The organism is Bradyrhizobium sp. SMVTL-02 (genome assembly GCF_051853005.1).
Lineage (GTDB): Bacteria > Pseudomonadota > Alphaproteobacteria > Rhizobiales > Xanthobacteraceae > Bradyrhizobium.
Genome location: NZ_CP182469.1, coordinates 34,735 through 55,626 on the forward strand (window position 1 = coordinate 34,735; position 20,892 = coordinate 55,626).

Below are 20,892 nucleotides of genomic sequence, written 5' to 3' on the forward strand. Positions count from 1 at the left end.
GAGGCATTCCGTCGATTGCGCTGAAGGTGGTGTTTGGAGGCTGAGGAAATGTCGAAAGCGCCCAACCCTGTTGACAAATATGTCGGCAGCCGTGTGCGTATGCGCCGCATCATGTTGGGCATGAGCCAGGAAAAGCTCGGTGAAGCTTTGGGCCTGACGTTCCAGCAGATCCAGAAATACGAGAAGGGCACGAACCGGGTCGGCGCGAGCCGCATCCAGCAAATTGCCGAGATTCTGCAGGTACCGGTGTCGTTCCTGTTCGAGGGCGGCCCGAGCGGCGTGCCGGGTCCGGACGGCTTCAGCGAAGGCGCCTCGCCCTCTTACGTGTCCGACTTCCTCGCGACCTCCGAAGGTCTCGCTCTGACCAAGGCCTTCACCCGAATCACCGATTCGAAGATGCGCCGCTCGATCGTCGATCTCGTCGAGCAGATCGCGGCCCGCGAAGGCCCCGACAAGCGCTGAGGCGCACCAGCTCAATCCGATTTGAGGCTGCGCCAAATCTGGCCTATGTCGTCGTTTGCGGCCGCGCGTTGACGCGCGCCTTCCCGGATGATGCGATTCAAAGGCATAGATGCGTCCATGACGAACGCCAACTGGTTCGATACCCAAACCATTCTCGACGGCATCCGGCGCTGGGTGGAGATCGAGACGCCGACAGAGGCGCCTGAACAGGTCAACAAACTCGTGTCGCTGGTCGCCGCTCAACACCGCGACCTGCCCGTCACGCTCGAGCGCGTCGCCGGCGTCGACGGCTGCGGCGATCATCTGCTGGCCCGCTCGACCTGGGGTCAGGAGCAGCCGGGCATCCTGGTGCTGAGTCACCTCGATACCGTGCACCCCCTGGGCTTCATCGAGCGCCTGCCGTTCAGGGTCGAGGGCGACAGCGCGTTCGGTCCCGGCATCTACGACATGAAGGGCGGGGCCTACATCGCCCATCATGCGTTCGCGGCGCTCTGCGCCGACGGCAAGCGATCGCCGCTCGGCATCACCCACATGTTCACCTCCGACGAGGAGATCGGCAGCCCCACCTCGCGCGCACTGATCGAGCAGGAGGGACGCAAGGCCAAATACGTGCTGGTGACGGAGCCGGCGCGCGACGGCGGCAAGATCGTCACCGGACGCAAGGGCGTCGGACGCTTCGAGGTGTTCATCAAGGGCGTGCCGGCGCATGCCGGCTCGCGGCCCGAAGACGGCCGCAGCGCCATCCGCGAGCTCGCCAACATCATCCATGCGCTGGAAGGAATGAACGACCTGAAGCGCGGCGTCACCGTCAATGTCGGCGTGGTGCGCGGCGGCACGCGCCCCAACGTGACGCCGGAAGAGGCCTATGCCGAAATCGACCTGCGTGTTCCGAGCTTTGCCGATGCGGATGAATTCGCCGGCAAGATCCTCGGGCTGAAATCGAAAACGGAGGGCGTCACCGTCACGGTCACCGGCGAGCTCAATCGTCCTCCTTACGAGAAGGGCAATGCGGGCGCCTCGCTCTACCAGCACGCCAGGGCGCTCGCCACCGAGATTGGCTTCGAGCTGATCGACACCTATACCGGTGGCGGCTCGGACGGCAATTTCACCGCGTCCCACACCGCCACGCTGGACGGGCTCGGCGTCGACGGCAAGGGTGCGCATACCCCTTATGAGCAGCTCTACGTCTCGTCGCTCGAGCCGCGCGCGCGGCTGCTCTATCGGCTGTATCAGACGCTGCGATGAGCGAGCGCAAGCCAGACCCCGATCGCGACGACAGCGAGCGCGCCTTCTTCGGGCGCCGAAAGGGCCACAAGCTCAGGCAGCACCAGGCCGACCTGATCGACAATCTGCTGCCGCATCTTGCACTCGACATCGAGGGCGAGAAGCCGGCTGATGCGCGCGAGATCTTCGATCCCGCCGCGGATGACGTGCGGCTCGAGATCGGCTTCGGCGGCGGCGAGCATCTCGCGGCCGAGGCGCAGAATTTCGCCACGACCGGCTTCATCGGCTGCGAGCCCTATGTCAACGGCATGGCGAAAATCCTCGCGCAGATCGAAGCCGCGAACATCGCCAACATCCGTCTGTTCGCCGGCGATGCCGCCGAGCTGCTGGCCTGGCTGCCGAAGGCCTCGCTGTCGCGGATCGACCTGATCCATCCGGATCCCTGGCCGAAGCGGCGGCACTGGAAGCGGCGCTTCGTCCAGGACAGGACGATCGCCGCAATGGCGCGCGTGCTGAAGAGCGGCGGCGAATTCCGCTTCGTCTGCGACATCGACGATTACTGCGCCTGGACGCTGTCGCATCTTGCGCGCTCGCCGGATTTCAAATGGCTCGCGGAGCGCGCCGACGATTTCCGGCAGCCCTGGGCCGGCTACACCATGACGCGCTACGGCCGGAAGGCGGCCCGCGAAGGCCGCAAGGCGGCTTACTTGCGGTTCAGGCGGGTCGGTTAGAAGCTAGATCGTCTGCCGGTTGCGCCAGAAATTCACGACGCGTTCGGCCGTCGTCGGCATCAGGCGCGTGAAGTTCATGCGGGCGGCTTCGATGTCGGCATCGGCGGGCGTGCGATTGGGGCCGCACCAGAGCAGGATCAGTGCGCGCACCGTGGGCCAGCCGAGATTTAGCACCCGGCCGAGGATCAGGATCGGATCGTAGCGGTCGCCCGCGATCAGTCGGTCGAGGATCGAGATGCGGATGCCGGCCATCGCCGAGAGCGAGGCGATCGATTCCTCGTATTTGTGCGCCTTGGCAAAACCAAGCAGCGCGCTCTCGCCGAGATGGCCCTCGCGATGCAAGGTGAGCACGGTGCGCTGGGCCGCGGAGAAATCGCGTCGCGGTCCGGGCGGCAGTGCAGCCTCTTCGATCGCCGCCATGGCACGCTTGATCTCGACCTGGCGAACGGGATTGACCACGGTGGAGAGGCGGCGGCGGATGACGTCGAGCGTGCCCTCGAGAAGCTGTTTCAGGTTCTCGCCCGAGAGATCGCTGCGCTGGCCGAGCTTGAGCGTCAACACGCCATCCTGCGCCGAACGCTTGATCAGCTCGGAATAACTGGCAGGCGAAAACACCGCGCCGGCATTGCCCGCGGCGCGGCGCACGACGTCGCGATCGCCGCGCTCAACCAGCACGTCGGTGACGACGGCCGGCAGGACGGGACGTTCCGTCATCGCCAGAAGATGACCCTGTCCTTTCAGCCGTGCGATCTCGACGAGAGCGGCGTCATCGAGCACGGGCGAGCGGCGCAGCACGGGGCCCGCCACCATGATCTCGTTTTCGCGCGCCAGCTGGTTCACCAGATGCGGCGGCGCATTGTTCAGCCGCGAGAAGCGCTCGGCGAGATCGACGCGCGAGTCGAGCTCGGCATGCGGGACGAGATCGATCAGGAGATTGTCGAACAGATCGATGAGCTCGGGACCGAGGCTCGCCGGATCCTGGAAGTAGAGGTCGGCGATGGCGTGCGCGATCTCGCCGCGACGGCGAGGGTCGCCGCGTTTGACGATAGCGTCCAGTCCGGGAATGAGCGACGTGGCAGCGGTCATGAAAACACAAACTCGTACAGGGCACGCCGCGGGTGCGCCCTCGGCCCCACAATCAAGAAATAGGCCTCGGAAATGAAGGAAGCGTTGCGTGCGAGACGCCGCGAATCGGGCGTAAAAAGCCTCATCCGGCCTCCGATGGGCCTTGTCCGGGAGAGCAGAAAGGGCTATATCAGCGCCAATTCATCTTCTCATACGATCCGCGTAGTGAGAGTGGGCCCGAAAGGACCCGCTCTTTTTTATTACCTGAACGCGGGTTGGCGGAAGATCCGGCCCGACGCGCTGTCGGGAGAGTTCCGAAACGGGCTTTGAAGTCTTAACCAAGCCTTAACCCAAGCGTTAACCAACGAGCGCCTTGACCGCTGATATGACCGAACCGAACACTGGTTCCACCGATGCCGAACTGCTGGCCGAGCCGAGGCTCGTGGTCGAGCCCGGCGTGGCGGCGCGGGTGTCTGCGGTCGCAGCTCCCGTGCTCGAGGGCATGGGTTACCGCCTGGTCCGGATCCGCATCTCCGGCGAAGCCGGCTGCACCGTGCAGATCATGGCCGAACGGCCGGACGGTTCGATGCAGCTCGAGGATTGCGAGGCGATCTCGCGGGCGCTGTCGCCCGTGCTGGATGTCGCCGACCCCATCGACCGCGCCTACCGGCTGGAGATCTCCTCGCCGGGGATCGACCGCCCCCTGGTGCGGCGGTCCGATTTCGAGCGTTATTCCGGCCATCTGGTGAAGGTCGAGATGGCGGTGGCCCACGAGGGACGCAAACGGTTCCGCGGCACGCTCGGCGCCGTCGAAGGAGACCGCGTCCATCTGCATCGCGACGACGTCAAGGCGGGCGACGATGCCGACGTTCTCCTGACGATGGAGGATATCGGCGAGGCCCGGCTGGTGCTGACCGACGAGCTGATTGCCGAATCCATGCGCCGCGGCAAGGCCGAAGAGCGCCAGATACGCCGGGATCTCGGTCTCGCGCCGCCGCAGGCGCCGCACGCGAAAATCAGCGAAAAAACCACCAAGAGCACCAAGCCGAAAAAGAAGCCGGCCCCGACCAATACCAAGAAACATCGCCTTGCCGCCGAACGCGCGCGGCGCGGCGAGATCGAGCCTGAAGGAGACTAGCCATGGCAGTCAGCGCCAATCGACTCGAATTGCTCCAGATCGCGGACGCCGTCGCGCGCGAGAAATCGATCGACCGCGGCATCGTCATCGCGGCGATGGAGGACGCCATCGCCAAGGCCGCGCGGGCCCGTTACGGCAGCGAGACTGACGTTCACGCCGAGATCGACCCGAAGAAGGGCGAGCTGCGGCTGTCGCGGCACATGCTGGTGGTCGACAAGGTCGAGAATCATTCCAACCAGATCTCGCTGGTGGACGCGCAGCGTGCCAATCCCGGCGCCCAGGTCGGCGACACCATCGCCGACACCCTGCCGCCGCTGGAATACGGCCGCATCGCCGCGCAGTCGGCCAAGCAGGTCATCGTGCAGAAGGTGCGCGAGGCCGAGCGCGACCGGCAGTACCAGGAATTCAAGGACCGCATCGGCGACATCGTCAACGGCGTCGTCAAGCGCGTCGAATATGGCAGCGTGATCGTCGATCTCGGCCGCGGTGAAGCCATCATCCGCCGCGACGAGATGCTGCCGCGCGAAGTGTTCCGCAACGGGGACCGCGTCCGCGCCTACATCTTCGACGTCCGCCGCGAGACGCGCGGCCCGCAGATCTTCCTCTCCCGCACCCATCCGCAGTTCATGGCGAAGCTGTTCGCGCAGGAAGTGCCTGAGATCTATGACGGCATCGTCGAGATCAAGGCGGTGGCCCGCGATCCGGGCTCGCGCGCAAAAATCGGCGTGATTTCCCGGGATTCCTCGGTCGATCCGGTCGGCGCCTGCGTCGGTATGCGCGGCTCGCGCGTGCAGGCCGTGGTGAACGAGCTGCAGGGCGAGAAGATCGACATCATCCCGTGGTCGCCCGACATCGCGACCTTCGTGGTCAACGCTTTGGCGCCGGCCGAAGTCTCCAAGGTCGTCATCGACGAAGACCGCGAGCGCATCGAGGTCGTGGTGCCCGACACCAACAACCAGCTCTCGCTGGCGATCGGCCGCCGCGGCCAGAACGTGCGTCTGGCCTCGCAGCTCACCGGCTGGGACATCGACATCCTGACCGAGCAGGAGGAATCGGAGCGCCGCCAGGCCGACTTCGAGAACTCCACCCGCGTCTTCATGGAATCGCTCAACGTCGACGAGGTGGTCGGCCAGCTGCTGGCGTCCGAAGGCTTCACCTCGGTCGAGGAACTCGCGATGGTCGACGTCAAGGAGCTCGCCGGCATCGAGGGCTTCGACGAGGAGACCGCCCAGGAGCTCCAGAGCCGCGCCCGCGAATATCTCGAGCGGCAGGAAGCCGAGCTCGAGGCGAGGCGCAAGGAGCTCGGCGTCGAGGACGCCCTCAAGGACGTGCCCGGCGTCACCTCGAAGATGCTGGTGAAGTTCGGCGAGAACGACATCAAGACCGTCGACGACCTCGCCGGCTGCGCCACCGACGATCTGGTCGGATGGACCGAGCGCAAGGAAGGCGGCGAGCAGACCAAATATCCGGGTGCGCTCGACGGTATCGAGATCTCCCGTGACGATGCCGAGGCGATGATCATGCAGGCCCGCGTCAAGGCCGGCTGGATCACCGAGGCCGATCTCGCCAAGCCCGCCGAAGAGGCTGAAGCGACCGAAGATCAGCCGGCTTAAGGGCGACGGAGGATGTCGCCCGGATGCTCGCCAGCACTGACAGCGAACTCGATCATGGGCCGCGGACCGAAAGGTCCGCGACCATGCGGATGTGCGCGGTCAGCCGGCAGGTCCGGCCGATCGACGAGCTGATCCGCTTCGTCGTCTCGCCGCAAGGCGACATAGTTCCCGATCTCAAGCGCAAGCTGCCCGGGCGCGGCATGTGGGTCACCGCCTCCCGCGAGGTGGTTGCGGAAGCCGTGCGGCGTCACCAATTTAGCAAGGCCTTCAAGCGCGAGCTGCGCGTTCCCCAGACGCTCCCCGCCGACATCGAGGCGCTCCTCGTCAGGAGCGTGGCGGAAGCCCTTGGAATCGCCGCCAAGGCGGGCCAGGTCGTGGCCGGCTTCGGCAAGGTCGAGAGCGCCCTGCGGGAAGGCACGGCCGAGGTCCTGATCCACGCCAGCGACGGGGCTGCGGACGGAATCCGCAAATTGGACATGCTGGCGCGTCAAAATGCCGGAAATCGCGGCGGCAAGCCCCAGATTCCCGTCGTCACCGCACTGAAATCGTTAGAATTGGATTTGGCACTGACCCGGTCAAATGTGATACATGCTGCGCTGCTCGCGGGCCCGGCGAGCAGGTCATTCCTGTCACGTAGCCAGATGCTGGTCCGATACCGGATGGCGGACGATGACAAGACTGCCGAAAAGCACGGCCAGGATTTCTGAAAGACAACGACGAACCGATCTGACGGTGCGGCAACGCACAACACTGATAAATCAGGATTAGGACTGCTGAATGGTTGATACCAAGACCCCTGGCGACAAGAAGCTGAGCGTTCCGAGCAAGACGCTATCGCTCAAGCCGCGCGTCGAAACGGGTACCGTGCGCCAGAGCTTCAGCCATGGCCGCAGCAAGCAGGTCGTGGTCGAGAAGCGCGGCAAGCGCCGCATTGGTGAGGGCCCCGAGCCGCACGCGCCCGAGGCTGCTGCAAAGCCGGCTCCGGCTGCGCCCGCTCCGTCGCGCCCCGCGCCGCCCCCGCCGCGCAACGCCGGTTCCGGCGTGGTCCTGCGCACCCTGACCGAGGATGAGCGCTCGGCCCGTGCGAGCGCGCTGGCCGATGCCAAGCTGCGCGAGGTCGAGGAACGCCGCCAGGCCGAGGAAGAGGCCCAGCGCCGCGCCGCCCGCGAGGCCGCCGAACGCGCCGAGCGAGAGGCCGCCGAGTCCCGCCGCAAGGCCGAGGAAGAGCGCCACCGTCACGAGGACGAAGCCAAGCGGAAGGCCGAAACCGAGGCCAAGAAGCGTTTCGGCGAAGGCGAGCAGCCGGCAGGCGCCGCACGCCCCGCGACCGCCGCGCCGGCCTCTCCCGCGCCGCGCCCCGGCGCGCCCGCGCCCCGGCCTGGAACCACGACCGCCCGCCCGGGAACCGCCACCACGCGTCCTGCAACCACGACCGCGCAGCGTCCGGGTGGACCGGCCGGCCGCGGCCCCGCAGTTGCCGCCGAAGCCGATGAGGACGAGGCGCCGCGCCAGATCCGTCGCGGTCCCGGCGGCGCCGCGCGTCCCGCGGCAGCCCCGAAGACCACCCACAAGCCCGGCCCGCAGAAGGAGCGCGGCCGCCTGACTGTTGTCACCGCGCTCAACGCCGACGACGTGCGCGAGCGCTCGATCGCCTCGTTCCGTCGCCGCACCCAGCGCCTGAAGGGCCACGCCTCGAACGAGCCGAAGGAAAAGCTGATCCGCGAGGTGACGATTCCGGAAGCGATCACGATCCAGGAACTCGCCAACCGCATGTCCGAGCGCGCGGTCGACGTCATCCGCATGCTGATGAAGCAGGGCGCGATGCACAAGATCACCGACGTGATCGACGCCGACACCGCGCAGCTGATCGCCGAAGAGCTCGGTCACACCGTCAAGCGCGTTGCCGCCTCCGACGTCGAAGAGGGCCTGTTCGACCAGGTCGACGATTCCACCGACACCGAGACGCGTTCGCCCGTGGTGACCGTGATGGGCCACGTCGACCACGGCAAGACCTCGCTGCTCGACGCGCTTCGCCATGCCAACGTGGTCTCCGGCGAAGCCGGCGGCATCACCCAGCATATCGGCGCCTATCAGGTGCTGTCGCCTGAGAGCGGCAAGAAGATCACCTTCATCGACACGCCGGGCCACGCCGCGTTCACCGCGATGCGCGCCCGCGGCGCCAAGGTCACCGACATCGTCGTGCTGGTGGTCGCGGCCGATGACGGCGTGATGCCGCAGACGATCGAAGCCATCAACCACGCCAAGGCGGCGCGGGTGCCGATCATCGTTGCCATCAACAAGATCGACAAGCCGGATGCCAAGCCCGAGCGCGTCCGTACCGAGCTGCTCCAGCACGAGGTGCAGGTGGAATCCTTCGGCGGCGAAGTGGTCGACGTCGAAGTGTCCGCCAAGAACAAGACCAATCTCGACAAGCTGCTCGAGATGATCGCGCTGCAGGCCGAAATCCTCGACCTGAAGACCAATTCGGAGCGTCCGGCCGAAGGCACCGTGATCGAAGCCAAGCTCGATCGTGGTCGCGGTCCGGTCGCCACCGTGCTGGTCCAGCGCGGCACGCTCCGTGTCGGCGACATTATCGTCGCCGGGGCCGAGATGGGCCGCGTCCGCGCGCTGATCTCGGATCAGGGCGAGACGGTGCAGGAGGCCGGTCCCTCGGTGCCGGTCGAGGTGCTCGGCTTCAACGGTCCGCCGGAAGCCGGCGATCGTCTCGCCGTGGTCGAGAACGAAGCCCGCGCCCGCCAGATCACCAGCTACCGCGCGCACCAGAAGCGCGAGAACGCGGCTGCCTCGATCTCCGGCATGCGCGGATCGCTCGAGCAGATGATGTCGCAATTGAAGACGGCGGGCCGCAAGGAATTCCCGCTGATCGTCAAGGCCGACGTGCAGGGCTCGCTGGAGCCATCCTCGGCTCGCTGGAGAAGCTCGGCACCGACGAAGTCGCCGCCCGCATCCTGCATGCCGGCGTCGGCGGTATCTCGGAATCCGACGTGACGCTCGCGGAAGGTTTCAACGCCGCAATCATCGGCTTCTCGGTTCGCGCCAACAAGGAGGCCGCTGCGGCCGCCAAGCGCAACGGCATCGAGATCCGCTACTACAACATCATCTACGACCTCGTGGACGACGTGAAGAAGGCGATGAGCGGCCTGCTCGCGCCGACCTTGCGCGAAACCATGCTGGGCAATGCCGAGATCCTGGAGATCTTCAACATCTCCAAGGTCGGCAAGGTCGCCGGCTGCCGCGTCACCGACGGCACCGTGGAACGCGGCGCCAATGTGCGCCTGATCCGCGACAACGTCGTCGTGCACGAAGGCAAGCTGTCGACGCTGAAGCGCTTCAAGGACGAGGTGAAGGAAGTCCAGGCCGGTCAGGAATGCGGCATGGCCTTCGAGAACTACCACGACATGCGCGCAGGCGATGTCATCGAGTGTTATCGCGTGGAGACGATCCAGCGCTCCCTGTAAGTCCAAATCTTACCGAAGCGTTCGGATCTTTTTGAACTGAAATTGCGGGAGTGCGATGGCCGGATTTTTCCGGCCATCCACGCCTCATTCGTTTCAACAGGACAAATGACAATGCTCGTGTCCCAAACGCGGGCACGACGAGGTGATTTCCAGACCATGCCCCGCCACCACCAGAAGAAAAGTTCCGCGCCCGGCGGTTCGCAGCGTCAGCTGCGCGTCGGCGAGCAGGTTCGCCATGCGATGGCCGAGATTCTGGCGCAAGGCAACGTGCATGATGCGGATCTGGAAGGCCACATCATCACCGTGCCGGAGGTACGGATGTCGCCCGACCTGAAGCTCGCGACAATCTACGTGATGCCGCTCGGTGGCCGCGACACCGAGATCGTCATCGCTGCGCTCGAGCGCAACAAGAAATTCCTGCGCGGTGAAGTCGCGCGGCGCGTTAACCTGAAATTTGCACCTGACATTCGCTTCCGCGTCGACGAACGATTCGACGAAGCGGAACGGATCGAGAAGCTTTTGCGAACACCTGCGGTGCAGAAGGATCTCGAACGGGACTTGGAACAGGATCCGGCTTCGGATCGGGAAGAAGAGCAATGACGATGGACCCGGCTCACGGCACGATCGACGGCAACGACGCCGATCAGCGCGATGTGCAAAAAAATGATTTTGCCGAGATGGGCGGCAATTCTCAGCCGCATCAGGAGCCGCGCCGCGTCAACAACGATCCGCGCGCCAAGCAGCAGAAGGGCGGCCAGGTCCGCCGCGACCGCCGCGACGTCCATGGCTGGGTCGTGCTCGACAAGCCGATCGGCATGACCTCGACGCAGGCGGTTGCGGTGCTGAAGCGCCTGTTCAACGCCAAGCGCGCGGGGCATGCCGGCACGCTCGACCCGCTCGCCTCCGGCGGCCTGCCGATCGCGCTCGGAGAGGCCACCAAGACGGTTCCCTTTGTGATGGACGGCCGCAAGCGCTACCAGTTCACCGTGTGCTGGGGCGAGGAGCGCGACACCGACGACATCGAGGGCCGGGTGACCGCGACCTCCGACCAGCGCCCGACCCGGGAGGCCATCCTGGCGCTGCTGCCCCGCTTCACCGGCGTGATCGAGCAGATCCCGCCGCGCTATTCGGCGATCAAGGTCCAGGGCGAGCGCGCCTATGACCTCGCCCGCGACGGCGAGGTCGTGGAGCTGGCCCCTCGCCCCGTCGAGATTCACCATTTAACCCTTGTAGATCAACCAGATAAGGACCGGGCCGTGTTCGAAGCCGAGTGCGGCAAGGGCACCTATGTCCGGGCGCTGGCCCGCGATATGGGCCGGATTCTCGGCAGTTACGGCCATATCTGCGCGCTCAGGCGGACCCTGGTCGGCCCATTTGGCGAAAACGACATGATTCCGCTGGATCAGCTGGAGGCTTTGTGCGATAGAGCCGCGTCAGGCGAGGGCAGCCTCGCCGACGCGCTTTTGCCCGTTGAGACCGCGCTGGACGACATCCCGGCACTGGCCGTCACTCGGGCTGATGCGGCAAGGCTCCATCGGGGCCAAGCCGTTTTGTTGCGCGGACGGGATGCGCCCACTTGTAGCGGCACAGTCTATGTCACGGTGGCAGGCCGTCTTTTGGCGCTTGCCGAACTTGGCAATGGCGAAATCATCCCCAAGCGTGTGTTCAACCTGACCGGCCTGACTGCCAGCCCCGGTCGCAACGAGAGAAATTGACGATGTCGATTGCCGCAGAACGCAAAGCGGAAGTCATCAAGACGAATGCCACCAAGGCCGGCGACACCGGCTCGCCCGAGGTTCAGGTCGCGATCCTGTCGGAACGCATCAACAACCTCACCAACCATTTCAAGACCCACGTGAAGGACAATCATTCGCGTCGCGGCCTCTTGAAGCTGGTCTCGACCCGCCGCTCGCTCCTCGACTACCTCAAGAAGAAGGACGAGGCGCGCTACAAGGCGCTGCTCGAGAAGCACAACATTCGTCGTTGACGGTTCCTGCGCGCGCCACGGGCGCGCGTTTTTGCGCGTAGTTTCGAACGAAAGCGCTTATTTGAAGGTTTTTGATCGAGGCTGCGTGCGCGTCGGATGCGGGCCAACAACCACTCGCATCCGGGGCATGACCGAAGACCGCGGTTTGGTGTTCGCGTTCGTGCCGACTGACAGTCCAGCAGCAATCCGGCGGCTGGGCACAACGGGCAAGGCGCCCGTATGACCCGAAAGGATGGACGCCATCCGACATCCAAAAACCATGGCAGGATCGCAGGACGCTGATCAACCGCTCCGATCAGCGTCCCGCAATCTTGCGCATGGTTTTTGTTTTTCGAAGCGTCCCTTCTTTCGAGAACCCATGAAAGAAGACCTCTATGTTCACTAAGCATTCAGTCGAGATCGACTGGGGCGGACGCCCCCTCAAGCTCGAAACCGGCAAGATCGCTCGCCAGGCCGACGGCGCCGTCATCGCCACCTATGGCGAGACCGTGGTGCTCGCCACCGTCGTCGCGGCGAAGGCGCCGCGCGAAGGCGTCGACTTCCTGCCGCTGACCGTCGACTACCAGGAGAAGACCTATGCTGCGGGCCGCATTCCCGGCGGCTATTTCAAGCGCGAGGGCCGTCCGACCGAGAAGGAGACGCTGGTCTCCCGCCTGATCGACCGTCCGATCCGCCCGCTGTTCGTCGACGGCTGGCGCAACGAGACCCAGGTGATCGCCACCGTGCTGTCGCACGACATGGAGAACGATCCCGACATCGTCGCGCTGGTGGCATCGTCGGCTGCGCTGACGCTCTCCGGCGCGCCGTTCAAGGGGCCGATCGGCGCCGCGCGCGTCGGCTTCGCCAATGACGAGTTCATCCTCAACCCGACGCTCGACGAGATGGTCGACACCCAGCTCGACCTGGTCGTCGCCGGCACCGCCGACGCCGTGCTGATGGTGGAATCGGAGGCCAAGGAGCTGAACGAGGACATCATGCTCGGCGCCGTGATGTTCGGTCACCGCCACTTCCAGCCGGTGATCAACGCGATCATCGAGCTCGCCGAGAAGGCCGCCAAGGAGCCGCGCGAAGTCACCGTGATCGACAACGCCGCGCTCGAGAAGGAGATGCTCGGCCTCGTCGAGCAGGAGCTGCGCGCCGCCTACGCCATTCCGGTCAAGCAGGATCGCTACGCCGCGGTCGGCAAGGTCAAGGAGAAGGTGATCGCTCACTATTTCCCCGAAGGGCAGGAGCCGAAATACGACAAGCTCCGCATCGCCGCGGTGTTCAAGGAGCTCGAAGCCAAGATCGTTCGCTGGAACATTCTGGATACCGGCAAGCGCATCGACGGCCGCGACGTCAAGACCGTGCGCAACATCGTCGCCGAAGTCGGCGTGCTGCCCCGCGCTCACGGCTCGGCGCTGTTCACCCGCGGCGAGACCCAGGCGATGGTGGTGACCACGCTCGGCACCGGCGAGGACGAGCAGTACATCGACGCGCTGTCGGGGACGTACAAGGAAACGTTCCTGCTGCACTACAACTTCCCGCCCTTCTCGGTCGGCGAGACCGGTCGCCTGGGCGGCACCAAGCGCCGCGAGATCGGCCACGGCAAGCTGGCCTGGCGCGCGATCCATCCCGTGCTGCCGCCGCATCACGAATTCCCCTACACCGTGCGCGTGGTCTCGGAGATCACCGAATCCAACGGCTCCTCGTCGATGGCTTCGGTCTGCGGCGCCTCGCTCGCGCTGATGGACGCCGGCGTGCCGATGAAGCGGCCGACCGCGGGCATCGCGATGGGCCTGATCCTCGAAGACAAGCGCTACGCGGTGCTCTCGGACATCCTGGGTGACGAGGATCATCTCGGCGACATGGACTTCAAGGTTGCCGGTACCGAGCACGGCATCACCTCGCTCCAGATGGACATCAAGATCGAGGGCATTACCGAGGAGATCATGAAGGTCGCCCTCGGCCAGGCCAAGGAAGGCCGCATCCACATCCTCGGCGAGATGGCCAAGGCGCTCACCAACGCCCGCGCCGAGCTCGGCGAATACGCGCCGCGCATCGAGACCTTCAAGATCCCGACCGACAAGATCCGCGAAGTGATCGGCACCGGCGGCAAGGTGATCCGCGAGATCGTCGAGAAGACCGGCGCCAAGGTCAACATCGAGGACGACGGCACCGTGAAGGTCGCCTCCTCAGACGGCGAGGCGATGAAGGCTGCGATCAAGTGGATCAAGTCGATCGCGTCCGAGCCGGAAGTCGGCCAGATCTATGACGGTACCGTCGTCAAGGTGATGGAGTTCGGCGCCTTCGTGAACTTCTTCGGCTCCAAGGACGGGCTCGTCCACATCAGCCAGCTCGCGGCCAACCGAGTGCAGAAGACCTCCGACGTCGTCAAGGAAGGCGACAGGGTGAAGGTCAAGCTGCTCGGCTTCGACGACCGCGGCAAGACCCGCCTGTCGATGAAGGTGGTCGATCAGACCACCGGCGAGGACCTCGAGGCCAAGGACAAGGCCGCCGAGGGCGAGAAGGCCCCGCGCGAAGCGGCCGGCGAGTAAGCCTCGCTACACAGTGCAGAAAAACGAAGGGCGGCCGAAAGGCCGCCCTTTTTGTTTGTGCTTCGATCGGTCAGCGCGCTGCTCTTCACCTCTCCCTATGGGAGAGGTGAACCGGCCTCACGCCGCGATGTCGTAGCGGTCGAGGTTCATCACCTTGGTCCAGGCCTTGGCGAAGTCCTTGACGAACTTCTCCTTGGAGTCCGAGGTCGCATAGACCTCGGCGAAGGCGCGGAGCTGCGAGTGCGCGCCGAAGATGAGATCGGCGCGGGTGCCGGTCCACTTCACCGCATTGGTCTTGCGGTCGCGTGCCTCGTAGGTGCCGTCGGCCACCGGCGTCCACTGCGCGCTCATGTCGAGCAGGTTGACGAAGAAGTCGTTGCTCAGCGTTCCCACCTTCGTGGTGAAGACGCCGTGCTTCGAGCCGTTCGCATTGGCGCCCAGTACACGCAGGCCGCCGACCAGCACCGTCATCTCGGGGCCGGTGAGCTTGAGCAGCTGCGCGCGATCGACGAGGGCTTCTTCCTCCTGCAGGAACTGATGCCTCTTGCCGACATAGTTGCGGAAGCCATCGGCCCGGGGCTCGAGCGGCGCGAAGGACTCCGCGTCGGTCTGCTCCTGCGAAGCGTCCATGCGGCCCGGCGTGAAGCCGACCTTGACGTCGACGCCGGCATCCTTGGCGGCCTTCTCGACCGCGGCGGTACCGCCGAGCACGATCAGATCCGCAAGCGAGACCTTCTTCGCGCCTGATGACGCGTTGAAGTCCTTCTGGATCGCTTCGAGCTTGCCGAGCACCTTGGAAAGCTGGGCCGGCTGGTTCACCTCCCAGTCCTTCTGCGGGGCAAGGCGGATGCGGGCGCCATTGGCGCCGCCACGCTTGTCCGAGCCGCGGAACGTCGAGGCCGACGCCCAGGCGGTCGAGACCAGCTCGGACACCGAGAGGCCCGAAGCCAGGATCTTGGTCTTCAGCGCGGCGATATCCTGCTCGCCGACCAGTTCGTGGTCCACGGCCGGAATCGGATCCTGCCAGATCAGCGTCTCCTTCGGCACCAGCGGGCCGAGATAACGCTGGATCGGGCCCATGTCGCGATGGGTCAGCTTGAACCAGGCGCGGGCGAACGCGTCCGCGAACTGATCGGGGTTTTCGAGGAAGCGGCGCGAGATCTTTTCATAGGCCGGGTCCATGCGCAGCGACAGGTCCGTCGTCAGCATGGTCGGCCGGTGCTTCTTCGACTTGTCGAAGGCGTCGGGGATGATCGCGTCGGCGCCCTTGGCCGTCCACTGGTTCGCGCCGCCCGGGCTCTTGGTCAGCTCCCATTCGTACTTGAACAGGTTCTCGAAGAAGTTGTTGCTCCACTTCGTCGGGGTCGTCGTCCAGGTCACCTCGATACCGCTGGTGATGGCATCGCCGGCGAGGCCCGAAGCGTGCTTGCTCTTCCAGCCGAGGCCCTGATCCTCCAGTGCACCCGCTTCCGGCTCCGGTCCGACCAGCGAGGGATCGCCCGCGCCGTGGGTCTTGCCGAAGGTGTGGCCACCGGCGATCAGCGCGACCGTCTCCTCGTCATTCATCGCCATTCGGGCAAACGTCTCGCGGATGTCCTTGGCCGCGGCGACGGGATCCGGCTTGCCGTTCGGGCCTTCCGGATTGACGTAGATGAGGCCCATCTGCACGGCACCGAGCGGTTCGGCCAGCTGGCGTTCGCCGCTGTAGCGTTCATCGCCGAGCCAGGTGCCTTCCGGACCCCAATAGAGCTCTTCCGGCTCCCAGACGTCGGCGCGGCCACCGGCGAAACCGAAGGTCTTGAAGCCCATCGATTCCAGCGCGACGTTGCCGGCGAGCACCATCAAATCGGCCCAGGAAATCTTGCGGCCGTACTTCTGCTTGATCGGCCAGAGCAGACGGCGCGCCTTGTCGAGGTTGGCGTTGTCGGGCCAGCTGTTCAGGGGCGCGAAGCGCTGCTGACCGGCGCCGGCGCCGCCGCGGCCGTCGGTGATGCGGTAGGTGCCCGCGCTGTGCCAGGCCATGCGGATCATCAGGCCGCCATAGTGACCGAAGTCGGCCGGCCACCATTCCTGCGAGTCCGTCATCAGGGCGGTCAGGTCCTTGATGACCGCGTTCAGGTCGAGCGACTTGAACTCCTTGGCGTAATCGAACTCCTTGCCCATCGGGTCGGACAGGTCGGAATTCTTGTGCAGCATCTCGATGCTGAGCTGGGTTGGCCACCAGTCGCGGTTCACGCGCGTGGGTTTTCCGCCCGAAAACGGGCACTTCGAAGTGTCGTCCATGATTACCTCCTCTGGTGGCGTCCGACGGCGCCCTTTGACCAGGTAGAACCACTCTAGGCGGCGCCTTCTATCAGGTGAAGTTGACTTTAATGATCGCTGCGATAGGATTTTCTTATGATCAATCTGACGCTGCGCCAGCTCCGGTATTTCGACGCGCTGGCGCGCCACGGCCATTTCGGCCGCGCGGCCGAGGCCTGCTCGATCTCGCAGCCGGCGCTGTCGATGCAGATCAAGGAGCTGGAGGAGACGCTCGGCGGCCTGCTGCTGGAGCGCAGCGCGCGGCAGGTCGCGCTGACCCGGTTCGGCGAGGAGCTCGCGCAACGTGTCCGCGACATCCTGCGCTCGGTCGACGAGCTCGGCGATTTCGCTCGCGCCTCGCAGGACCGCTTCGCCGGCCGCCTGCGCATCGGCATGATCCCGACCATCGCGCCGTATCTGCTGCCCAAGATCACCAAGAACCTCACGCGCATGCATCCGGAGCTCGACATCCGCGTGCGCGAGACCATGACGCCGCGGCTGATCCAGGAGCTGGTCGAGGGACGGCTCGACACCGCCATCGTGGCGCTGCCGGTGTCGGAGCCCTCGCTCACCGAGGTCGCCCTGTTCGAGGAGAAATTCCTGCTGGTGCGGCCGGGCGCCGATGAGGGGACGCCAGCGCCCTCGCGGGAGATGATGCGGGAGATGCGCCTGCTGCTGCTCGAGGAGGGTCACTGCTTCCGCGATCAGGCGCTGTCGTTCTGCAACATGCAGTCGGCGCCGCCGCGCGAGATGCTCGATGCGAACTCGCTGTCGACGCTGGTGCAGATGGTCAGCGCCGGCATCGGCGTCACCTTGATCCCGGAGATGGCCGTGCCGGTGGAGACGCGATCGGCCTCGGTCTCGCTGACGCGCTTCCGCGACCCGCAGCCCTCGCGCACCATCGGCATGGTCTGGCGCAAGACCAGCCCGCTGGCGCGGCAGCTGCTGCAGATTTCCGAGGTGGTGTGCCTGTCGGCCGGCAAGGTGCGCGCACGGCAGACCGTGCGCAGCCAACGGGGTTGAACGTCGATGTCAGATCCGATCATCCGTCCCGCGCGCAGCGACGAGTATGACGAGATCGGTCGCGTCTGGATGGAGAGCTGGGCTTCGACCGGCCTCGGTGAAGCCAGCGAATTCCTGCTGGCTAACCTGCGCGCGCGCATTCGGCGCGAGATCGAGGACGGCTGGAGCCTGTTCGTCGCCGACGACAACGGCACCATCGTCGCAATGCTGGCGCTGCATCTGCCAAAGCTCTATCTCGACATGCTGTTCGTCGGGCCCGCCTATCAGGGGCAATCGCTCGGGCGAAAGCTGCTCGCCTTCACGCGCACGCAAATGCCGGACGAGATGTATCTACGCTGCGTGCGCGAGAACGAAAAGGCCTGGCGCTGGTACGAGCGCGAAGGTTTTGTGTTCGAGAAGGAGGAGATCGAGCCTTCGAACGGGTTCATGATGAAACATTATCGGTGGAAGAACAAGGGAAACGCCCGATGATCAGGCTCTATTGGTCGCCCCGCTCGCGCTCGTTCACGACGCTCTGGCTGATGGAGGAGAGCGGCCTGCCCTATGAGCGCGTGCTGACCGACATCTCGACCGGCGCGCAGAAGGCGCCGGACTATCTGAAGATCAACCCGATGGGCAAGGTGCCGGCGCTGACCGATGGCGATGCCGCGCTCGGCGAAGCCGCGGCGATCTGCGCCTATATCGCCGACCGCTATCCCGAGACCAAGCTCGCGCCCGCCGTGACCGATCCGCGCCGCGCGCGCTATCTGCAATGGCTGTTCTTCTCGCCCGGTTGCATCGAGCCCGCCATCATCCAGATCTTCACCAAGATCGAGATCGCGGCCTCGACCGCGGCGTGGGGCAGCGCGACGCAGGTGTTCGACGTGCTGGAGGCCGCACTCGCCAACGGCCCGTGGATTCTCGGCGAGGAGTTTTCCGCCGCCGACGTCACGGTCGGCTCGGGCCTGAATTTCGCAGTGCGCCTGTTCAAGATGGTGCCGTCGCGGCCGGCGTTCGATGCTTATCTCGCGCGCTGCATGGCGCGACCGGCGTTCCAGCGCGCGGAGAAGATCGCGGCGGGGTAAGGTAAATCTCGCATGGTGGGCAAAGCTGAGCGTGCCCACCACTGGCGTTGTGATCGCGGAGAGATGGTGGGCACGGCGCACGAAGGACGCGCCTTTGCCCTACTCCGAGGCCTTCAGATCATCCGGCCGCGGCATCAGGACGATGTTGTAGCCGGAATCGACATAGTGGATCTCGCCGGTCACTCCGCCGGAGAGGTCGGACAGCAGATACAGGGCCGAGCCGCCGAGCTCGTCGAGCGTGACGCCGCGGCGAAGCGGCGCGTGCTTCTGCATGAAGGCGAACATCGCGCGCGCCTCGCCGATGCCGGAGCCCGCGAGAGTGCGGATGGGGCCCGCAGAGATCGCGTTGACGCGGATGCCGCGCGGCCCGAAATCGGAGGCGAGGTAGCGCACGGAGGCTTCCAGCGCCGCCTTGGCGACGCCCATCACATTGTAGTTCGGCATCGAGCGCTCGGAGGCGCCGAACGTCAGCGTGATCATGCTGCCGCCGTCGGTCATCAGCTCGGCGGCACGTTTTGCGACCTCCGTGAACGAGAAGCAGGAGATCACCATGGTACGCGAAAAGTTCTCGCGGCTGGTGTCGGCGTAGCGGCCCTTCAGCTCGTTCTTGTCGGCAAAACCGATGGCGTGGATGACGAAATCGAGCTTGCCCCATTTTTCGCGCAGCACAGCGAATGTGGCATCGACGCTGGCGATGTCCTCGACGTCGCAGGGCAGCACCAAGTCGACACCGAGCGATTCAGCCAGCGGCTTGACGCGCTTGCCAAGGGCCTCGCCCTGGAAGGTGAAGGCAAGCTCGGCGCCATGGGCATGCAGCGTCTTCGCCATGCCCCAGGCGATCGAATGATCATTGGCGATGCCCATGATCAGACCGCGCTTGCCTTTCATCAGTCCTTCCATTGCCTTGCGGCTCCTATCATTCCGACGTCATCGCCCGCCTTGTGCGCGCTCGCGCACTGGGCGGGCGATTCAGTATTCCAGTGACGGCGATTACAGGCCGAGAAGCCGAGGTGTGGGGCTCACACATCCAGCCGGCTGAGCACCAGCGTGGCGTTGGTGCCGCCGAAGCCGAACGAGTTCGACAGCACGGTGCCGACCTTCACGTTGTCGATGCGCTTGCGCACGATCGGCATGTCGGCAAACACGGGATCGAGCTCCTGGATGTGCGCGCTCTCGCAGATGAAGCCGTTGTTCATCATCAGCAGCGAGTAGATCGCCTCCTGCACGCCGGTCGCGCCCAGCGAATGGCCGGTCAGCGCCTTGGTCGCCGAGATCGGCGGGCACTTCTCTCCGACGCCGAACACCCTGCGGATCGCCTCGATCTCCGGCGGATCCCCGGCTGGCGTCGAGGTCGCGTGCGGATTGATGTAGTCGACCTTGGTCTTCACCGTCGACATCGCCATGCGCATGCAGCGCTCTGCACCTTCGCCCGACGGCGCGACCATGTCGTGGCCGTCCGACGTCGCGCCATAGCCGACGATCTCGCCATAGATGCGCGCGCCGCGCGCCTTGGCATGCTCGAGCTCTTCCAGCACCAGCACGCCGGCGCCGCCGGCGATGACGAAGCCGTCGCGGTTGACGTCGTAGGGGCGCGACGCGGTTGCCGGCGTGTCGTTGTATTTCGAGGACATTGCCCCCATGGCGTCGAACAGCACCGACAGCGACCAGTCCAGCTCCTCGCAGCCGCCGGCGAAAATGACGTCCTGCTTGCCGATCTGGATCGTCTCATAGGCATTGCCGACGCAGTGGTTCGACGTCGCGCAGGCCGAGGAGATCGAATAGTTCACGCCCTTGATCTTGAACCAGGTCGCGAGCGTCGCGGAGGCCGTAGACGACATCGCCTTCGGCACCGCAAACGGCCCGACGCGCTTCGGCCCCTTGGTGCGGGTGATGTCGGCGGATTCGACGATGGTGCGCGCTGACGGTCCGCCGGAGCCCATGATGATGCCGGTGCGGATGTTGGAGACTTCGTTGGGCGACAGACCGGAGTGCTGGATCGCCTGCTCCATTGCGACGTGATTCCACGCTGCGCCCTGACCGAGGAAACGCATGGCGCGGCGGTCGACCACCGTCGACGGATCGAGCGTCGGCTCACCTTGCACCTGCGAACGGAAGCCGAGCTCGGCATATTTCTCAGCCCGCGAAATGCCCGACCTCGCCTCGTGAAGGCTCGCAAGCACTTCCTGGGTGTTGTTTCCGATGGACGAAACGATGCCCATTCCGGTGACCACAACCCGCCTCATGACAGCCTCGCCTAAATCGTTGTCT

At 65.3% G+C, this 20,892-nt stretch carries 17 protein-coding genes and 1 pseudogene; 14 read left to right on the forward strand and 4 right to left on the reverse strand.

Features of this window, described 5'->3' with window-relative positions:
- The first annotated feature begins 48 nt into the window (after positions 1-48).
- The 3 genes from ACNJYB_RS00155 to trmB all read left to right on the forward strand — a co-directional run bounded on the left by ACNJYB_RS00155 (position 49) and on the right by trmB (position 2,417).
- Positions 49-462 carry a helix-turn-helix domain-containing protein gene (locus tag ACNJYB_RS00155; protein WP_018319423.1) on the forward strand — a complete coding sequence of 138 codons (414 nt, stop codon included), beginning with the start codon at positions 49-51 and terminating at the stop codon, positions 460-462.
- 87 nt (positions 463-549) lie between these two features.
- Positions 550-1,707, forward strand: a complete 1,158-nt coding sequence (locus ACNJYB_RS00160; protein WP_439372135.1) for a M20 family metallopeptidase — start codon at positions 550-552, stop codon at positions 1,705-1,707.
- Positions 1,704-2,417, forward strand: a complete 714-nt coding sequence (gene trmB, locus ACNJYB_RS00165) for a tRNA (guanosine(46)-N7)-methyltransferase TrmB (RefSeq protein ID WP_439372136.1) — start codon at positions 1,704-1,706, stop codon at positions 2,415-2,417. The genes ACNJYB_RS00160 and trmB overlap by 4 nt, the downstream gene beginning before the upstream one ends.
- 3 nt (positions 2,418-2,420) lie before the next feature.
- Here the strand turns inward: trmB and ACNJYB_RS00170 are convergent, their stop codons facing one another.
- Positions 2,421-3,503, reverse strand: a complete 1,083-nt coding sequence (locus tag ACNJYB_RS00170; RefSeq protein WP_439372137.1) for a DUF2336 domain-containing protein — start codon at positions 3,501-3,503, stop codon at positions 2,421-2,423.
- Between the two features lie 364 nt (positions 3,504-3,867).
- Here ACNJYB_RS00170 and rimP point away from each other — a divergent pair, with 364 nt between their 5' ends.
- From rimP to pnp, 8 genes and pseudogenes are all read left to right on the forward strand, one after another.
- A complete protein-coding gene (rimP, locus tag ACNJYB_RS00175; RefSeq protein ID WP_439372139.1) occupies positions 3,868-4,620 on the forward strand; it encodes a ribosome maturation factor RimP in 753 nt (250 codons plus the stop codon).
- Positions 4,621-4,622: 2 nt separating this feature from the next.
- Positions 4,623-6,233, forward strand: coding sequence for a transcription termination factor NusA (gene nusA, locus ACNJYB_RS00180; RefSeq protein WP_439372141.1), 1,611 nt, complete (start codon positions 4,623-4,625; stop codon positions 6,231-6,233).
- Between the two features lie 23 nt (positions 6,234-6,256).
- Positions 6,257-6,940, forward strand: coding sequence for an RNA-binding protein (locus tag ACNJYB_RS00185; RefSeq protein ID WP_439372142.1), 684 nt, complete (start codon positions 6,257-6,259; stop codon positions 6,938-6,940).
- 70 nt (positions 6,941-7,010) lie between these two features.
- Positions 7,011-9,712: pseudogene (gene infB, locus ACNJYB_RS00190) on the forward strand (translation initiation factor IF-2).
- 156 nt (positions 9,713-9,868) lie between these two features.
- Positions 9,869-10,312 (forward strand): 30S ribosome-binding factor RbfA, encoded by a 444-nt coding sequence (gene rbfA / locus ACNJYB_RS00195; protein WP_439375764.1) that lies wholly within the window; start codon positions 9,869-9,871, stop codon positions 10,310-10,312.
- Positions 10,309-11,427, forward strand: coding sequence for a tRNA pseudouridine(55) synthase TruB (gene truB / locus ACNJYB_RS00200; protein ID WP_439372143.1), 1,119 nt, complete (start codon positions 10,309-10,311; stop codon positions 11,425-11,427). The genes rbfA and truB overlap by 4 nt, the downstream gene beginning before the upstream one ends.
- 2 nt (positions 11,428-11,429) lie before the next feature.
- The gene (gene rpsO, locus ACNJYB_RS00205; RefSeq protein WP_008540131.1) at positions 11,430-11,699 is read left to right on the forward strand and encodes a 30S ribosomal protein S15; all 270 of its coding nucleotides are present in this window, start codon (positions 11,430-11,432) and stop codon (positions 11,697-11,699) included.
- 374 nt (positions 11,700-12,073) lie between these two features.
- Positions 12,074-14,236 (forward strand): polyribonucleotide nucleotidyltransferase, encoded by a 2,163-nt coding sequence (gene pnp, locus ACNJYB_RS00210; RefSeq protein ID WP_439372144.1) that lies wholly within the window; start codon positions 12,074-12,076, stop codon positions 14,234-14,236.
- A gap of 117 nt (positions 14,237-14,353) precedes the next feature.
- Here the strand turns inward: pnp and katG are convergent, their stop codons facing one another.
- Positions 14,354-16,519: a catalase/peroxidase HPI gene (katG, locus tag ACNJYB_RS00215; protein WP_439372146.1), complete on the reverse strand. Its 2,166-nt coding sequence runs from the start codon at positions 16,517-16,519 to the stop codon at positions 14,354-14,356.
- Between the two features lie 114 nt (positions 16,520-16,633).
- On the opposite strand from katG, the gene ACNJYB_RS00220 reads away from it, so the two are divergent.
- Genes ACNJYB_RS00220 through ACNJYB_RS00230 form a run of 3 tightly spaced genes read left to right on the forward strand, consistent with a single transcriptional unit; the run spans position 16,634 to position 18,624 of the window.
- Positions 16,634-17,560 (forward strand): LysR substrate-binding domain-containing protein, encoded by a 927-nt coding sequence (locus ACNJYB_RS00220; protein WP_439372148.1) that lies wholly within the window; start codon positions 16,634-16,636, stop codon positions 17,558-17,560.
- Positions 17,561-17,566: 6 nt separating this feature from the next.
- A complete protein-coding gene (locus tag ACNJYB_RS00225) occupies positions 17,567-18,031 on the forward strand; it encodes a GNAT family N-acetyltransferase (protein ID WP_439372149.1) in 465 nt (154 codons plus the stop codon).
- A complete protein-coding gene (locus tag ACNJYB_RS00230; RefSeq protein WP_439372150.1) occupies positions 18,028-18,624 on the forward strand; it encodes a glutathione S-transferase family protein in 597 nt (198 codons plus the stop codon). Before ACNJYB_RS00225 ends, ACNJYB_RS00230 begins: the two co-directional genes overlap by 4 nt.
- Before the next feature lie 99 nt (positions 18,625-18,723).
- Here the strand turns inward: ACNJYB_RS00230 and fabI are convergent, their stop codons facing one another.
- Complete coding sequence (gene fabI, locus ACNJYB_RS00235) at positions 18,724-19,524, reverse strand: enoyl-ACP reductase FabI (protein WP_439372152.1); 801 nt, start codon at positions 19,522-19,524, stop codon at positions 18,724-18,726.
- Positions 19,525-19,643: 119 nt separating this feature from the next.
- Complete coding sequence (fabB, locus tag ACNJYB_RS00240; RefSeq protein ID WP_439372153.1) at positions 19,644-20,867, reverse strand: beta-ketoacyl-ACP synthase I; 1,224 nt, start codon at positions 20,865-20,867, stop codon at positions 19,644-19,646.
- Positions 20,868-20,892 lie beyond the last annotated feature (25 nt).

Coding starts and splice junctions, on each gene's coding strand:
- ACNJYB_RS00155 (WP_018319423.1), top strand. CDS start 49: ATGTCGAAAGCGCCCAACCCTGTTGACAAATATGTCGGCAGCCGTGTG.
- ACNJYB_RS00160 (WP_439372135.1), top strand. CDS start 550: ATGATGCGATTCAAAGGCATAGATGCGTCCATGACGAACGCCAACTGG.
- trmB (WP_439372136.1), top strand. CDS start 1,704: ATGAGCGAGCGCAAGCCAGACCCCGATCGCGACGACAGCGAGCGCGCC.
- ACNJYB_RS00170 (WP_439372137.1), bottom strand. CDS start 3,503: ATGACCGCTGCCACGTCGCTCATTCCCGGACTGGACGCTATCGTCAAA.
- rimP (WP_439372139.1), top strand. CDS start 3,868: ATGACCGAACCGAACACTGGTTCCACCGATGCCGAACTGCTGGCCGAG.
- nusA (WP_439372141.1), top strand. CDS start 4,623: ATGGCAGTCAGCGCCAATCGACTCGAATTGCTCCAGATCGCGGACGCC.
- ACNJYB_RS00185 (WP_439372142.1), top strand. CDS start 6,257: ATGCTCGCCAGCACTGACAGCGAACTCGATCATGGGCCGCGGACCGAA.
- rbfA (WP_439375764.1), top strand. CDS start 9,869: ATGCCCCGCCACCACCAGAAGAAAAGTTCCGCGCCCGGCGGTTCGCAG.
- truB (WP_439372143.1), top strand. CDS start 10,309: ATGACGATGGACCCGGCTCACGGCACGATCGACGGCAACGACGCCGAT.
- rpsO (WP_008540131.1), top strand. CDS start 11,430: ATGTCGATTGCCGCAGAACGCAAAGCGGAAGTCATCAAGACGAATGCC.
- pnp (WP_439372144.1), top strand. CDS start 12,074: ATGTTCACTAAGCATTCAGTCGAGATCGACTGGGGCGGACGCCCCCTC.
- katG (WP_439372146.1), bottom strand. CDS start 16,519: ATGGACGACACTTCGAAGTGCCCGTTTTCGGGCGGAAAACCCACGCGC.
- ACNJYB_RS00220 (WP_439372148.1), top strand. CDS start 16,634: ATGATCAATCTGACGCTGCGCCAGCTCCGGTATTTCGACGCGCTGGCG.
- ACNJYB_RS00225 (WP_439372149.1), top strand. CDS start 17,567: ATGTCAGATCCGATCATCCGTCCCGCGCGCAGCGACGAGTATGACGAG.
- ACNJYB_RS00230 (WP_439372150.1), top strand. CDS start 18,028: ATGATCAGGCTCTATTGGTCGCCCCGCTCGCGCTCGTTCACGACGCTC.
- fabI (WP_439372152.1), bottom strand. CDS start 19,524: ATGGAAGGACTGATGAAAGGCAAGCGCGGTCTGATCATGGGCATCGCC.
- fabB (WP_439372153.1), bottom strand. CDS start 20,867: ATGAGGCGGGTTGTGGTCACCGGAATGGGCATCGTTTCGTCCATCGGA.